The 13,442-nt window shown below is 61.8% G+C and carries 12 protein-coding genes; 5 read left to right on the forward strand and 7 right to left on the reverse strand.

From position 1 onward, the window contains the following. Positions 1-230: 230 nt before the first annotated feature. The 5 genes from CO671_RS12235 (at position 231) to CO671_RS12255 (ending at position 6,010) form a co-directional block, all read left to right on the forward strand. Positions 231-794, forward strand: a complete 564-nt coding sequence (locus CO671_RS12235) for a TRAP transporter small permease (RefSeq protein ID WP_097606138.1) — start codon at positions 231-233, stop codon at positions 792-794. A gap of 10 nt (positions 795-804) precedes the next feature. Next, the gene (locus CO671_RS12240; RefSeq protein ID WP_097606139.1) at positions 805-2,085 is read left to right on the forward strand and encodes a TRAP transporter large permease subunit; all 1,281 of its coding nucleotides are present in this window, start codon (positions 805-807) and stop codon (positions 2,083-2,085) included. Positions 2,086-2,155: 70 nt separating this feature from the next. Continuing rightward, entirely contained in the window at positions 2,156-3,172 is a 1,017-nt protein-coding gene (locus CO671_RS12245; RefSeq protein ID WP_097606140.1) for a TRAP transporter substrate-binding protein, read from the forward strand. Between the two features lie 64 nt (positions 3,173-3,236). Beyond that, positions 3,237-4,097: a shikimate dehydrogenase gene (locus CO671_RS12250; protein WP_097606141.1), complete on the forward strand. Its 861-nt coding sequence runs from the start codon at positions 3,237-3,239 to the stop codon at positions 4,095-4,097. 23 nt (positions 4,098-4,120) lie between these two features. Next, positions 4,121-6,010, forward strand: coding sequence for a sugar phosphate isomerase/epimerase and 4-hydroxyphenylpyruvate domain-containing protein (locus CO671_RS12255; protein WP_097606142.1), 1,890 nt, complete (start codon positions 4,121-4,123; stop codon positions 6,008-6,010). A 9-nt stretch (positions 6,011-6,019) separates the two neighbouring features. On the opposite strand, the gene CO671_RS12260 is transcribed toward CO671_RS12255, so the two are convergent. From CO671_RS12260 to CO671_RS12290, 7 genes are all read right to left on the reverse strand, one after another. Beyond that, positions 6,020-7,033: a LacI family DNA-binding transcriptional regulator gene (locus tag CO671_RS12260; RefSeq protein WP_097606310.1), complete on the reverse strand. Its 1,014-nt coding sequence runs from the start codon at positions 7,031-7,033 to the stop codon at positions 6,020-6,022. A gap of 104 nt (positions 7,034-7,137) precedes the next feature. Next, entirely contained in the window at positions 7,138-8,148 is a 1,011-nt protein-coding gene (locus CO671_RS12265) for a zinc-dependent alcohol dehydrogenase family protein (RefSeq protein WP_097606143.1), read from the reverse strand. A gap of 37 nt (positions 8,149-8,185) precedes the next feature. Then, positions 8,186-8,956 carry an L-iditol 2-dehydrogenase gene (locus tag CO671_RS12270; protein WP_097606144.1) on the reverse strand — a complete coding sequence of 257 codons (771 nt, stop codon included), beginning with the start codon at positions 8,954-8,956 and terminating at the stop codon, positions 8,186-8,188. Between the two features lie 27 nt (positions 8,957-8,983). After that, positions 8,984-10,102, reverse strand: a complete 1,119-nt coding sequence (gene ugpC / locus CO671_RS12275; protein WP_097606145.1) for a sn-glycerol-3-phosphate ABC transporter ATP-binding protein UgpC — start codon at positions 10,100-10,102, stop codon at positions 8,984-8,986. Positions 10,103-10,110: 8 nt separating this feature from the next. Continuing rightward, positions 10,111-10,869: a carbohydrate ABC transporter permease gene (locus CO671_RS12280; RefSeq protein ID WP_348627715.1), complete on the reverse strand. Its 759-nt coding sequence runs from the start codon at positions 10,867-10,869 to the stop codon at positions 10,111-10,113. 86 nt (positions 10,870-10,955) lie between these two features. Continuing rightward, on the reverse strand, positions 10,956-11,864 hold the full coding sequence (locus tag CO671_RS12285) for a sugar ABC transporter permease (protein WP_097606147.1): 909 nt from the start codon (positions 11,862-11,864) through the stop codon (positions 10,956-10,958). A gap of 154 nt (positions 11,865-12,018) precedes the next feature. Then, on the reverse strand, positions 12,019-13,332 hold the full coding sequence (locus tag CO671_RS12290) for a sugar ABC transporter substrate-binding protein (RefSeq protein ID WP_170964970.1): 1,314 nt from the start codon (positions 13,330-13,332) through the stop codon (positions 12,019-12,021). Positions 13,333-13,442 lie beyond the last annotated feature (110 nt).

Genomic DNA, 13,442 nt, shown 5'->3' on the forward strand with positions numbered 1-13,442 from the left:
GGTCTTCGGCTTCAGTGGAAGCATGCGTTTCTGTTTTCGATGCCCGTCAGTCTTATTCACGTTGGTGACATGTTTCAATAGATGCCGCTTGACATACGAACTAGTTAGTACATTTTGGAAGGGCGAACAGTGGAGGAATTGATCGCGACGGCAATATTTCGGTCACGACGCGCTCTGGCGGGTCTGACGACGGTCGGCCGACAGGGCAAGGCCACGCTTGGGAGGAGCGAATGATCCGTATCATCGATTTCTATTTCTTCGCGCTGAAGGTGACGATCGCGCTCTTGCTGGCAGCTATGGTCGTGCTGGTTTTCGGCAATGTCGTGCTCCGTTACGCCTTCAACCAGGGCATCACCTCTTCGGAAGAACTCTCGCGCATCTTTTTCGTATGGCTGACCTTCCTCGGCGCCGTCGTCGCGATGCGCGAGCACGCGCATCTCGGCGTCGATTCCCTGATCACCCGCCTCCCGAAGCCCGTCGCCAAACTCGCCGTGCTTCTCGGTTATGGCATGATGCTCGCCGCCACCTGGCTGATGATCAGCGGCAGCTGGACGCAGACGCTGATCAATCTTCATGTGTCGGCTCCGGCAACCGGTATTTCGATGGGTGTCTTCTACGGCGCCGGACTTGCCTTCGGTGTGCCGGCCTTTTTCATCCTTCTGTGGGACGCCTTCGCGATCGTCACCGACCGCATCGATGTGACGACGGAAGCGCTCGTGCGCGACAGCGAGGAAGAGGCTGCGCTCGAAGATCCCGCCCACACGGCTTTTCCCGTGCTGAAACCGAAGCACTGAGGAGGCCGTCATGACCGTCACCATTTTCCTCGGCGCACTTCTCGGCCCCATGGCGCTCGGCGTGCCGATTGCCTTTGCCCTCATCATAACAGGCGTGGCGCTGATGATGTATCTCGGCATGTTCGACGCGCAGATCGTCGCGCAGAATGTGCTGAACGGCGCCGACAGCTTCCCGCTGATGGCCGTGCCCTTCTTCCTTCTCGCCGGCGAGGTGATGAACACCGGCGGCCTTTCGCGCCGTATCGTCAATCTCGCCATGGCCATGGTCGGCCATATCAGAGGCGGCCTCGGCTTCGTCGCGATCTTCGCGGCCTGCGTATTATCCAGCCTTTCGGGATCGGCTGTCGCCGATGCCGCCGCCCTTGGCGCCCTGCTCTTCCCGATGATGCTGAAATCGGGACATGATCCGGCTCGCGCCGGCGGCCTGCTCGCCTCGGCCTCGATCATCGGTCCGATCATCCCGCCCTCGATCGGCTTCATCCTTTACGGCGTCATCGGCGGAGTTTCGATTACCAAGCTGTTCCTGGCCGGCATTGTTCCCGGCCTGCTGATCGCGGCTGCCCTCTGCGTCACCTGGCTGATCGTCGCCCGCAAGGAACAGTTCGCCCTGCCGCCGAAACAGAGCAGCGCCGTGCGGATGAAGGCCTTCGTCGAAAGCATCTGGGCGCTGATGCTGCCCGTCATCATCATCGTCGGTCTGAAATTCGGCGTGTTCACGCCGACCGAAGCCGGTGTCGTCGCGGCGGTCTATTCGCTGTTCGTGTCGATGGTCGTCTATCGCGAACTGCCGCCGTCGCGGCTGTTCGAGGTCTTCGTCGCGGCCGCGAAGATCACCTCGGTGGTGATGTTCCTGGTTGCCTGCGCCGCCGTCTCGGCCTGGCTGATCACCGTTGCCGATGTGCCCGGCGAACTTGCCAGCCTCGTCGAGCCGCTGATGGACAATCAGACGCTGCTGCTGCTTGCCATCATGGTGCTCATCGTCGTCGTCGGCACCGCCATGGACATGACGCCGACGATTCTGGTGATGACGCCGGTGCTGATGCCGATCATCAAGCAGGCGGGGATCGACCCGGTCTATTTCGGCGTGCTGTTCATCATCAACAATTCGATCGGGCTGATAACGCCGCCGGTCGGCACGGTGCTCAACGTCATTTGCGGCGTTTCGAAGCTGTCGATGGAGGATCTGATGAAGGGTGTCATCCCCTTCATGATCGCCGAGCTGATCGTTCTGCTTCTGCTCGTCCTATTCCCTGCGCTGGTGACCGCTCCGGTCGCCTGGTTCGGACACTGATGTCGCCGTGTCGGCGATGGAATTTCAACGCAGCCGGAGGGAGATGCCGGCTCTATCCTGGGAGGAAAACATGCTGAATAGATTGACGAAACTGGCGCTGGGACTGGCTCTGCCGTTCGCCTTGCTGGCAAGCAGCCCTGTTATGGCTGAAATCCGCGAACACAGCCTCAAATTCGCTGCCGCCAACAATAAGGGCCATCCCCAGGTCATGGGCATGGAGAAATTCGCCGAGCTGGTGAAGGAAAAGAGCGGCGGCAAGATCGAGGTCAAGCTGTTTCCGGGCGGCGTCCTCGGCGGCGACGTTCAGACGGTGTCGGCCCTGCAGGGCGGCGTCATCGAGATGACGGTGCTCAACGCCGGCATTCTCGCAAGCAATGTCAAGCAGTTCGGCGCCGTCGACCTGCCCTTCCTGTTCAATAGCGGCGAAGAGGCCGACAAGGTGATGGACGGCGCCTTCGGCACCAGCCTGATGAAACTCCTGCCCGACACCGGCCTCGTCGGCCTCGCCTATTGGGAGCTCGGTTTCCGCAACCTGACCAACAACCGTCATGCGGTCACCAAGCTCGAGGACATCAAGGGTCTGAAGATCCGCACCATCCAGTCGCCGATCCCGATCGAACTCTTCAACAGTCTCGGCGCCAATGCGGTGCCGCTGCCCTATACCGAGCTCTACACCGCGCTCGAAACCGGCACTGTCGACGGCCAGGAGAACCCGGCCGCCAACATCATCAACGCCAAGTTCTTCGAAGTGCAGAAGTACATGACGATCACCCGTCACCAGTACAATCCGCAGATCGTGCTCATCAGCAAGAAGTTCTGGGACGGTCTGAACGACGAGGAAAAGGCAATCTTCGAGGCGGCCGCGACGGAAGCCCGCGACCATCAGCGCAAGGTTTCCAGGGAGCTGGACGCCAAGGCGATCGAGGAAATCAAGAAGACCGGCATGGAAGTCGCCGAGCTCAGCCCCGAAGAGACGCAGAAGCTGCGTGACGCCGTCAAGCCGCTGGTCGACAAGTTCGCGGCTCAGATCGGCGCCGAGACCGTGACACAGCTCTTCAAGGAGCTCGACACGGTTCGCGGCAAGTAAGCAGATCAGGCCCGCGGGCGACCCCGCGGGCCTTTCCCATCACGAGCAAGACAGGAACTGGCGCATGGCCGAGACACTCCTGAAACCATTGAAGGCCGGGCTGATCGGCTCCGGCATCCAGGCCTCGCTGACGCCTGCCATGCATATGAAGGAAGGCGCGGCACAGGGGCTGGATTACGACTACGAGCTGATCGACCTCCTCAAACTGAATGCGTCGCCGGCCGATCTTCCGCGTCTGATCGGCGATGCCGAAGCGCGCGGACTTGCCGGTCTCAATATCACTCATCCCTGCAAGCAGCTCGTCATTCCCCTGCTCGACGACTTGTCGCCCGAAGCCCGGGCGCTCGGCGCCGTCAACACCGTCGTCCTGAAGGACGGCCGGCGCTTTGGCCACAACACCGACTGGTGGGGCTTTGCCGAAAGCTTTCGGCGCGGGCTGCCGCAAGCAGACCTTTCCTCCGCCGTGCAGCTCGGCGCCGGCGGGGCGGGCGTGGCGACCGCCTATGCGATCCTGACGCTCGGCCTCAAGCGGCTGACCGTCTTCGACCGCGAGCACGAGCGCGCCATCGATCTGGCCGAAACGATGTCCGCGCTCTTTCCCGGCGCGTCGATCGCTGCGGGAAGTGACCTGGAAACAGCAATGAAAGACGCATCGGGCCTGATCCATGCGACACCGACGGGCATGGCCAAATATCCCGGCATGCCGCTTCCGCCCGAACTCCTCGAACCACGGCATTGGGTTGCTGAGATCGTCTATTTCCCCTTGGAAACCGAGCTTCTGCGGCAGGCGAGGCAGCGCGGCTGCAGAACGCTCGACGGCGGCGGCATGGCGGTCTTCCAAGCCGTCGGCGCATTTCGCCTGATCACCGGCAGGGAGCCGGATGCCGGCCGCATGCTCGCGCATTTCAAGACGATGACGACTTAACGTGTATCGGAAGGGACCCTGCGATGAAGACATCGATAGCGACCGTTTCGCTGAGCGGCGACCTCAGCGACAAGCTGGAGGCGATCGCCAAAGCCGGCTTCGACGGGGTGGAGATTTTCGAGAATGATTTCCTGATCTTCGACGAGAGCCCGAAGGAGGTCGGTCGCATGGTGCGCGATCTCGGCATGGAGATCACCCTGTTCCAGCCGTTTCGCGATTTCGAAGGCATGCCGGAGCCGCTGCGCAGCCGCACCTTCGACCGGGCCGAACGCAAGTTCGACCTCATGCAGGAGATGGGCACCGACCTCGTGTTGGTCTGCTCGAACGTTTCGCCGGCTGCGCTTGGCGGCCTCGACCGGGCGGCGGCCGATTTTCATGAACTCGGCGAGCGCGCCGCCAGGCGCGGTCTGCGTGTCGGCTATGAGGCGCTTGCCTGGGGCCGCCACATCCACGATCACCGCGACGCCTGGGAGATCGTCCGGCGGGCCGATCATCCGAATATCGGCTTGATCCTCGACAGCTTTCATACGCTGTCGCGCAAGATCGACGTCAACTCCATCCGGTCAATCCCGAAGGAGAAGATCTTCATCATCCAGCTCGCCGATGCGCCGCTGATCGACATGGATCTGCTCTACTGGAGTCGGCACTTCCGCAATATGCCCGGGGAAGGCGACCTGCCGGTGCTCGACTTCATGAAGGCCGTCGCTGCCACGGGTTATGACGGCTATCTGTCGCTGGAGATCTTCAACGATCAGTTCCGTGGCGGATCTGCCAAGTCAATCGCCGTCGATGGCCGCCGCTCGCTGATCTATCTCGGCGATCAGGTCAAGCGGCAGCAGCCGGAGAGTGCGCTGCCGGTGCCGGTCATGCCGCCGCGCGCCAAGGTCGAGGGCATCGCTTTCATCGAGTTCACCGCGGATGAAGACGAGGCGCTTGCGCTCGAAGCGCTGTTTGCAAGCCTTGGTTTCCGCAAAGCGGCCAGGCACAAGAGCAAGCGCGTCACGGTGTTTCGCCAGGGCGCCATCAATCTCGTCGTCAATACCGAACAGAAGGGCTTTGCCAGCGCCTCCTATGCCGTGCACGGCACTTCGGCCTATGCCGCCGGCTTGATGGTCGACGATGCCAGGGCGGCGTTGCAGCGCGCCGTCACGCTCGGTGCCGAACGGTTCGAGCAATCGCTCGATGCCGGCGAGATCGAGATGCCGGCGGTGCGCGGCGTCGGCGGCGGTGTTCTCTATTTCCTCGATCGCAAGACCGAGCTTGGCCGGATCTGGGAGATCGAATTCGATGCGATCGAGGACGATACGCCGCCGCAGCCGGCCGGACTGCAGTCGATCGATCACATGGCGCAGACGATGAAATACGAGGAATTGCTGACCTGGCTGCTGTTCTACACCGCGCTCGTCGAGGCCGAGAAGACGCCGATGGTCGATATCGTCGATCCCTCCGGCATCGTCCGCAGCCAGGTGGTCGAGAATAAAGAAGGATCGCTGCGCATCACCATGAACGGCGCGGAAAACCGCAATACGCTCGCCGGCCGCTTCATCACCGAGACCTTCGGCTCCGGCATCCAGCATCTCGCCTTCCGGACCGACGACATCTTCGCGACTGCCGCTGCCCTTGCCGCCAACGGCTTCGTCTCGCTGGCGATTTCGCCGAATTATTACGACGATCTCGAAGCCCGCTTCGGCCTCGAGGCCGAATTCGCCGAGCGCCTCAAGGTCAACAACATCCTTTATGACCGCGACGATGCCGGCGAATATTTCCAGCTGTACAGCCCGACCTATGGCGAGGGCCTGTTCTTCGAGATCGTCGAGCGGCGCGGTTATCGCGGGTACGGCGCCGCCAACGCCATCTTCAGGATCGCGGCACTGAGGAAGCATCTGAGGCCGGCGGGCCTGCCCCGCGACTGAGGCGTCATATCAGGCCGAGCTTCGCAGCATGAGTTCGGCATTGAGGAGTATGCGGGCCGCCGGCGCCCTGGCGGGACCCTCGCCCTCGCCGAGCCTGTCGAGCAGCAGCTCGATCGCCAGCCGGCCGATCTCGCTGTAATTCTGCGCCACCGTCGTGATCGGCGGGCAGGCGTATCGGGACAGAGGATGATCGTCATGTCCCGCGACGCGCAGGTCATATCCGGCGCCATGGCCGACCTTGAGGCCCAGCTGGAATGCAGCGGCGATGACGCCGAAGGCGACGCGGTCGTTGGCGCAAAGCACGGTGCGCGTCGGAAAACCCTGGCCCGACGTCAGGATACGGGTCGCCTCCTCGAAGCCGAAGCGTTCGAAGTCCCAGCTCTTACTGTCGGAAAGCTCAACAATGCTAGGCTCCTTCCGAAACTGCTCCATAGCCTCCAGATAGGCCGTCTGGCGCGTCAAGGCGTTGGTGTTGACATGTGGCATGCCGAAATAGCAGGGCGGCTCGCCGGAGCGGCAGAGATAGTCGACGATCAGGCTGAAACTCTGGCGGTTGTTGGTGCCGACGAAGGAGGATGTCTCGTCGAGCGGCGAGTCGACGTAGATGAGGGGTACGCTGCGGCCGAGTTCGTCGAGCGTGGCATGGTGGGATTCGACGCCCAGCGGCGCGATGATAGCGCCGGCGACGTTCATCGATTTCAGCGTCTTGATCGCCCGGTCCTCCATCTCCGCCTTGCCGTCCGACGACAGGACGAAGGCGAGAAACCCCGTCTCGTTGGCGATCATCTCGATGCGGCGGGTGAGCGCCATGTAGAAGGGATCGGTGGAATTGGGAATGATGACGCCGAGAATGTTGCTGCGCCGCCGGTTGAGATTGACGGCGAATATGTTCGGCCGGAAGCCTGATTTCTTCAGGGCCTGCTCGATCGTCTCCCGCGTCTTCTGGCGCACTGACATCGGATCGCTGAAATATTTCGATACGGTGGGACGCGACAGGCCGACGAACTCCGAAAAGTCCTCCATGGTTTTGATCGTCTTTCCCACCATCTGATCTCCTGACGCGGTGTCTCCGACGGTTTCTAGATGACTCATCGCCGGACGAAAAGCGGCCCGTTGACTATCCGAATTTAGTCGACGGAGAATTGCACCTTCATTGTTGCCGGATCGGACGACCTCTTCGTGATAAACGGAAGGACGTCGTCGAGCGGCAGCCGGTGGGAGACCAGTTGCGCCATGGCGCCGGTATCCCTTTTCAGGATGGCAAGGGCTTCGGGAATGTTGCGGTTCAGCGAATGGGAGCCGGCAAATCGGATCTGGCGCCGGAAAATCTCGAAGGGTGCGATGGAAATGCGCTGATCGGGGGCGCAGACGCCGAAGACCAGAACCGTGCCGCCATCGGCGACGAAGTCGATCATGCCTTCGACGATGCGGGCGATGCCGGTCGCATCGGCGACGAAATCGAAGTCATGGCGACGACCGGCGAGCGCCTGGGATCCCGAGACCGCCGTCTCCAATCCCAGCCGCTCGGCAAAGGCCAGCCGCTCCTCGTTGATGTCGGCAACCGTCACCAACGAAACGCCCTCGGCCTTGAGGGAAAGCGCGAGCAGCAGTCCGATCGGCCCGGCGCCGAAGACCAGCGCCGTTTCCGTGCCCGCCGGGCCGGCCCGCAGGCCGGCGCTGCTAAGGCCGTTCAAGACGCAGGCGAGCGGCTCGGCAAGTGCCGCGAGGTTGAAGCCGAGGTCGCCGATCTGATGCAGGTGGTCGGTTCTGACCAGGCTGTATTCGGCAAAGCCGCCATTCTCCGTCACGCCATAGGCTTTCAGGTCGCGGCAGAGATTGGTCAGTCCCTTGCGGCAGGCCCGGCACTGCCCGCAGGGAAGATTGGGATCGACGACAACCCGGGCGCCGACGGCAAGGCCGGCGACATCGGCGGCGACGGCTTCGACCACGCCGGCATATTCATGGCAGGCGACCAGCGGAAAGCGGCCCTCGCCATAACGGCCGTGGAGGACGTCGATATCGGTGTGACAAAGGCCGGCAGCGCGCACGCGCACCAACGCATGGCCGGGCCTCAGCTCCGGCAACGGCAGGGCCATGGTCACCGCGACGCCCTTTTCGGTATAGCAGATGGCTTCCATCTCTCTGGCTCCAGGCTTTGTGACTGCGGAAGGGCGATCAGCTCATCCAGTTGCCGCCATCGACATTGTAGGTCTGGGCGAGGATATAGTCGCTGTCTGACGAGGCGAGGAAGACGGCCAGGCCCTTGATGTCATCGGGTGTGGCGAAGCGGCCGATCGGAACGGATTTGGCGACCGCGGCCTTCTTCTCACCCGGCTTCAGCCCTTCCCATTTGGCAAAATGCGCATCGACGATGTCCCAGTGCTCGCCATCGACGACGCCGGGTGCGATGGCATTGACGTTGATGCCGTATTTGACGAGGGCCAGCGCTGCCGACTGCGTCGCCGAGATGATTGCTGCCTTCGAAGCGCAATAGAGCAAGACCAGCGCCTCGCCGCGCCGTCCGGCCTGGCTGGCCATGTTAATGATCTTGCCGCCCCTGCCCCGCTCGATCATCACGTTCGAAACGGCCTTCATCATGAAAAGCGGGCCCTTCAGATTGATCGAGAAGACCTTGTCGTAGCTCGCCTCGGTGATCTCGTTGACCGGCGCCATGTCGAAGATCGCGGCATTGTTGACGAGAATGTCGATGCCGCCGAAGGTTCGATCGATCTCATTGACGACGGCGTCGATGGCCGCGAGATCGGTGACGTCGAGCTTCATCGCCGAAACGCTGGGGCCGAGCGCCTCGGCGGTCTCCATCGCTCGCTCTATATTGATGTCGGCGATGACCACCTTCGCGCCTTCCCTGGCAAAGGCTTCGGCAAATCCCAGCCCGATCCCGCGGGCACCGCCGGTGATGAGTGCCACTTTGTCTTTGAGCTTCATGATGCTTCTCCGTTAAAATTGAGGCGCCTAGTGTGACGCCGAAATGGGCCTGTTGGTCGCCTCGCCGGCTGCTCTCCTGAGAGCGACGCCGCGCTCATCGAACAGTTGAGCATCCGCCGGATTGAAGGACAGCGAGACCGTTTCGTGCAGGCGGTGGCTGTCGGCGCCATCCGTTTCGACGATGATAAGCCTGCCCGGGGCGATCTGCACATAGATGTAGCTATGTCCGCCGAGACGCTCGACGACCATGATCTCTCCGGCGATCGATCCCTCGCCTGATATTTTCAGATGCTCCGGCCTGATCCCCAGCGTCAGGTCCGTTTTGCTCCCGATCGTTGCGCGAATGGGAACCTTGGCGGTCGCTCCGCCCGGCAGCGTGACGGAGAGGCCGGATGAATCGGCGTTCGAAGCTCCGACTGGAATGAAATTCATGGCGGGCGAACCGATGAAGCCGGCCACGAACTGATTGACCGGATTGTGGTACAGTTCCATCGGCGTGCCCACCTGCTCTATCTTGCCGTCGCGCAGCACGACGATCTTGTCGGCGAGCGTCATCGCCTCCACCTGGTCGTGGGTGACGTAGATCATCGTTGCGCCCAGTTGATCGTGAAGGCGGGCAAGCTCGATGCGCATCTGCACCCGGAGGGCGGCATCCAGGTTGGACAGCGGCTCGTCGAAGAGGAAGATTCGCGGCGAACGGACCATGGCGCGGCCGATCGCCACGCGCTGGCGCTGGCCGCCGGACAATTGCTTCGGCTTGCGATCCAGAAGATGTCCGAGTTGCAGAAGAGCGGCCACCTCGTCGATCTTGGTGTCGCGCTGCGACTGCGGCACGCCGGCGAGTTTCAAGGCGAAGCCCATATTGTCCTTGACCGTCATATGGGGATAGAGCGCATAGGTCTGGAACACCATCGCCAGCCCTCGCTGGTCCGGAGACACGTCGTTCGAATGGTCGCCGTCGATAAGGAGATCGCCGCCGCTGATGTCCTCGAGCCCGGCGATCATGCGCAGCAGCGTCGACTTTCCGCATCCGGACGGCCCGACGAAAACGACGAACTCCCGATCCTGGATGTCGAGGTCCACGCCCTTGATCACGTCGACCGCGCCGAAGGTCTTCTTCACTTCCTTGAGACTAAGAGTAGCCATGTCGATTCCTATTTAACTGCGCCGAACGTCAGGCCACGCACGAGCTGGCGCTGCGTCATCCAGCCGAAGACGAGAATGGGGGTGATGGCGAGCGTGGAGGCCGCCGACAGTTTTGCCCAGAACAGTCCCTCGGGCGATGAGAAGGATGCAATGAAGGCGGTGAGCGGACCAGCTTTCGACGCCGTCAGGTTCAGGCTCCAGAACGCCTCGTTCCAGCAGAGGATCGTCGAAAGCAGCGCCGTCGATGCAATGCCGGGAAGGGTCAGCGGCAGGAGAAGATGCCAAATCTGCTCGAATGTGCTCGCGCCGTCCATGCGGCTGGCTTCGAGGATCTCATGCGGCACGTCCTTGAAGAAGGAGTAGAGCATCCATACGACGATCGGCAGGTTCGAGAGCGTGAAGACGACGATGATGCCGCTGCGGGTATCGAGAAGGCCACTGTCGCGAAACAGCAGGTAGATCGGGACAAGGACGCCGACGGCCGGAAGCATCTTGGTCGACAGCATCCACATGAGCAGATCCTTCGTCCGCTTGCCGGGGAAGAATGCCGCCGCGTAAGCCGCCGGAATGCCGATCACCAGGCACAGGATGGTGGAGCCGATGCTCTCGACGACGCTGTTCAGGGCGTAATGAAGGTAATCTGCCCGGGAGTTGACGTCGGCGAAGTTCTCGAGCGTCGGCGAGAAGAAGAGCTTCGGCGGGGTCGCCACGGCATCGATCTCGGTCTTGAATGCCGCCATCAGCATCCAGAGGATCGGGAAGAACATCAGGAAAGACGCCGTCCAGCCTCCGATGCCGCACCACAGCTTCTGGGAGTGAATGATGCTGTTTCGTTTTGCCATAGCCGCTCTCCTCAATTTTCCAGATTGCGCGCGACCGTCCGGATCAGGAAGGCGGCGACGATATTGGCGAGGATGATCGCGAAGACGCCGCCTGCCGAGGCCGCTCCGACGTCCCATTGGAGAAGCGCCTTGTTGTAGATGAAGTATGTCAGGGTAGTCGTAGCCGTGCCCGGTCCGCCCGTCGTCGTGACCTGGATCTCGGCGAAGACCGCCAGCAGGAAGATCGTCTCGATCATGACCACGACCGAGATCGGCCGGAGCAGATGCGGCAGGATGATATGGACGAAGGTCGACCAGCCTTTCGCCCCGTCAAGACGGGCCGCCTCCATCTGCTCGCGGTCGAGAGACTGCATGGCGGTCATCAGGATGAGCGTGGCGAAAGGGATCCACTGCCAGGCGACGATGATGATGATCGACGTCATCGGGATTTGGACGAACCAGTCGACCGGCGTCATACCGATGAGCTTCGCCAGGAAAGCGAAGAGGCCATTTACCGGATGCATCAGCAGGTTCTTCCAGATGAGCGCGGTCACCGTCGGCATGACGAAGAACGGTGCGATGATCAGGAGCCGCGCCACGCCGCGCCCTGCGAACTCGACATCGAAGAGCAGTGCGAAGACGATGCCGAAGCCGATCGAAAGGGCCAGCACCGAGAAGAGGACGACGAGTGTGCGCAAGATCGCCGCCGGCAAGCCGTCGTCGGTGATCAGATAAGAGTAATTGTCGAGGCCGGCGAAACCCGCGCTCAACGGATCCAGCAGGTTGTAATACTGCAGGGAGAGCCAGAACGTCAGCGCCAGAGGAATGATCATCCACGCGAGCAGAAGGCCGACGGCCGGCGCAAGAAGCGGACCGGTGCGCACCAAGCGGCTGGAACGCCTGGGCGCCCGCCGGATGAATTCACCCGAAATCATAGTCATCGAAAACCTCTTCGCGGGGGCAACGGCCGCCAGGACGGTAGCGGTCGTACGGAGCGACGGGGAAAGAGAGCAAAGGCGGAGTTCCGACAGCTGCGGCTGCCGGAACCCTCCGGGAGGAGCCCGCGGTCGCGACACCGCGGGCGGGGCCGTTACCTCACTTGGGGTAACCGGCCTTCTTGATGTCGCGCTCGACCTGCTTCTGGGCGTTGTCGAGAGCAGCATCGACGCTTTGCTGACCTGCCAGGGCAGCCGCGATTTGCTGGCCGACGATCGTGCCGATGCCCTGGAATTCCGGGATCGCCACGAACTGCACGCCGGTGTACGGAACCGGGTCCTTGGTCGGGTGCGCCGGATCGGCGGACATGATCGCCTTCAGAACCGTATCGGCAAACGGTGCGGCTTTTTGGTATTCAGGCAGCGCATAAGTCGACGTGCGGGTGCCGGGCGGTACCGCGACCCAGCCTTCCTTCTCCCCGACAAGCTTGACATACTGCTTGGACGTCGCCCACTTGATGAAGGATTTGGCGGCTTCGGCCTTCGTAGAAGACGCTGGAATCGCCAGATTCCACGACCATGACCAGCTCGAACCGTTCGGCGTGACGTTAACAGGTGCGCGCGTGAAGGCGATCTTGTCTGCGACCTGGCTCTGCTTCGGGTCGTAGACGCGGCCGGCCGCCGAGGTGGCGTCGATCCACATGGCGCAATGGCCCGTCGAGAACAAAGCCTGGTTTTCGTTGAAGCCGTTGGAGGTGACGCCGGGCGGACCGTACTTGTTCATCAGGTCGACATAGTCGGTGACGGCCTTCTTCCAGGGTTCGGAGTTGACCTGCGGCTTCCAGTCCATATCGAACCAGCGGCCGCCATAGGTGTTGATCATGGTGCCGAGGAAGGCCATGTTCTCGCCCCAGCCGGGCTTGCCGCGCAGGCAGAGACCGTATTGCTCCTTCGACTTGTCGGTGAGCTTTGCGGCGAATTCCTTGATCTGGTCGTAGGTCGGCTGCTCCGGCATCTTCAGGCCGGCCGCTTCGAACAGATCCTTGCGGTAAAGGGTGAACGAACTCTCGGTGTAAAAGGGTACTGCATAGAGCGTGCCGTCGACCGTCAGGCCGGTCTTGATCGGGGCCAGCAGATCGCCGTAGTCGTAGTCGTCGCCGAGGTCGTCGAGCGGCTCGAGCCAGCCCTGCTTGCCCCAGATCGGCGCCTCATAGCCGCCGATCGTGAGAATGTCGTACTGGCCGCTCTTGGTTGCGATGTCGGTCGTGACCTTCTGGCGCAGGACGTTTTCTTCCAGCACCACCCAGTTCAGCTTGTTGCCGGTCTCCTTCTCCCACTCCGGCGACAGCTTCTGCATGATGATCATGTCGCCATTGTTGACGGTGGCGATCGTCAGCTCCTCGGCGCCCGCCAGTCCGGCGGTTAGCGCCAGGCAGGCGACGGATGCAGATAGAATGCAAATGATCTTGTTCATGGTCTCCGCTCCTCCTTTACGGATGTTCGCGCATAAAATTACATGCGTAAACTTTTTATCTGTCATTCGTACAGATATTGTCAAGCAGATTTTAGACGATGAGTTTGCAC

It is taken from the genome of Rhizobium sp. M10, from assembly GCF_002531955.1.
Lineage (GTDB): Bacteria > Pseudomonadota > Alphaproteobacteria > Rhizobiales > Rhizobiaceae > Rhizobium > Rhizobium etli_C.

Bases quoted from the DNA above. Each gene is read 5' to 3' on its own strand.
- CO671_RS12265 (WP_097606143.1), bottom strand. From the start codon at position 8,148: ATGGAAGCCATCTGCTATACCGAAAAGGGCGTCGCGGTGACCATGGCC.
- CO671_RS12260 (WP_097606310.1), bottom strand. From the start codon at position 7,033: ATGGAGGACTTTTCGGAGTTCGTCGGCCTGTCGCGTCCCACCGTATCG.
- ugpC (WP_097606145.1), bottom strand. From the start codon at position 10,102: ATGGCTACTCTTAGTCTCAAGGAAGTGAAGAAGACCTTCGGCGCGGTC.
- CO671_RS12245 (WP_097606140.1), top strand. From the start codon at position 2,156: ATGCTGAATAGATTGACGAAACTGGCGCTGGGACTGGCTCTGCCGTTC.
- CO671_RS12255 (WP_097606142.1), top strand. From the start codon at position 4,121: ATGAAGACATCGATAGCGACCGTTTCGCTGAGCGGCGACCTCAGCGAC.
- CO671_RS12250 (WP_097606141.1), top strand. From the start codon at position 3,237: ATGGCCGAGACACTCCTGAAACCATTGAAGGCCGGGCTGATCGGCTCC.
- CO671_RS12235 (WP_097606138.1), top strand. From the start codon at position 231: ATGATCCGTATCATCGATTTCTATTTCTTCGCGCTGAAGGTGACGATC.
- CO671_RS12240 (WP_097606139.1), top strand. From the start codon at position 805: ATGACCGTCACCATTTTCCTCGGCGCACTTCTCGGCCCCATGGCGCTC.
- CO671_RS12285 (WP_097606147.1), bottom strand. From the start codon at position 11,864: ATGACTATGATTTCGGGTGAATTCATCCGGCGGGCGCCCAGGCGTTCC.
- CO671_RS12270 (WP_097606144.1), bottom strand. From the start codon at position 8,956: ATGAAGCTCAAAGACAAAGTGGCACTCATCACCGGCGGTGCCCGCGGG.
- CO671_RS12280 (WP_348627715.1), bottom strand. From the start codon at position 10,869: ATGTTCTTCCCGATCCTCTGGATGCTGATGGCGGCATTCAAGACCGAG.
- CO671_RS12290 (WP_170964970.1), bottom strand. From the start codon at position 13,332: ATGAACAAGATCATTTGCATTCTATCTGCATCCGTCGCCTGCCTGGCG.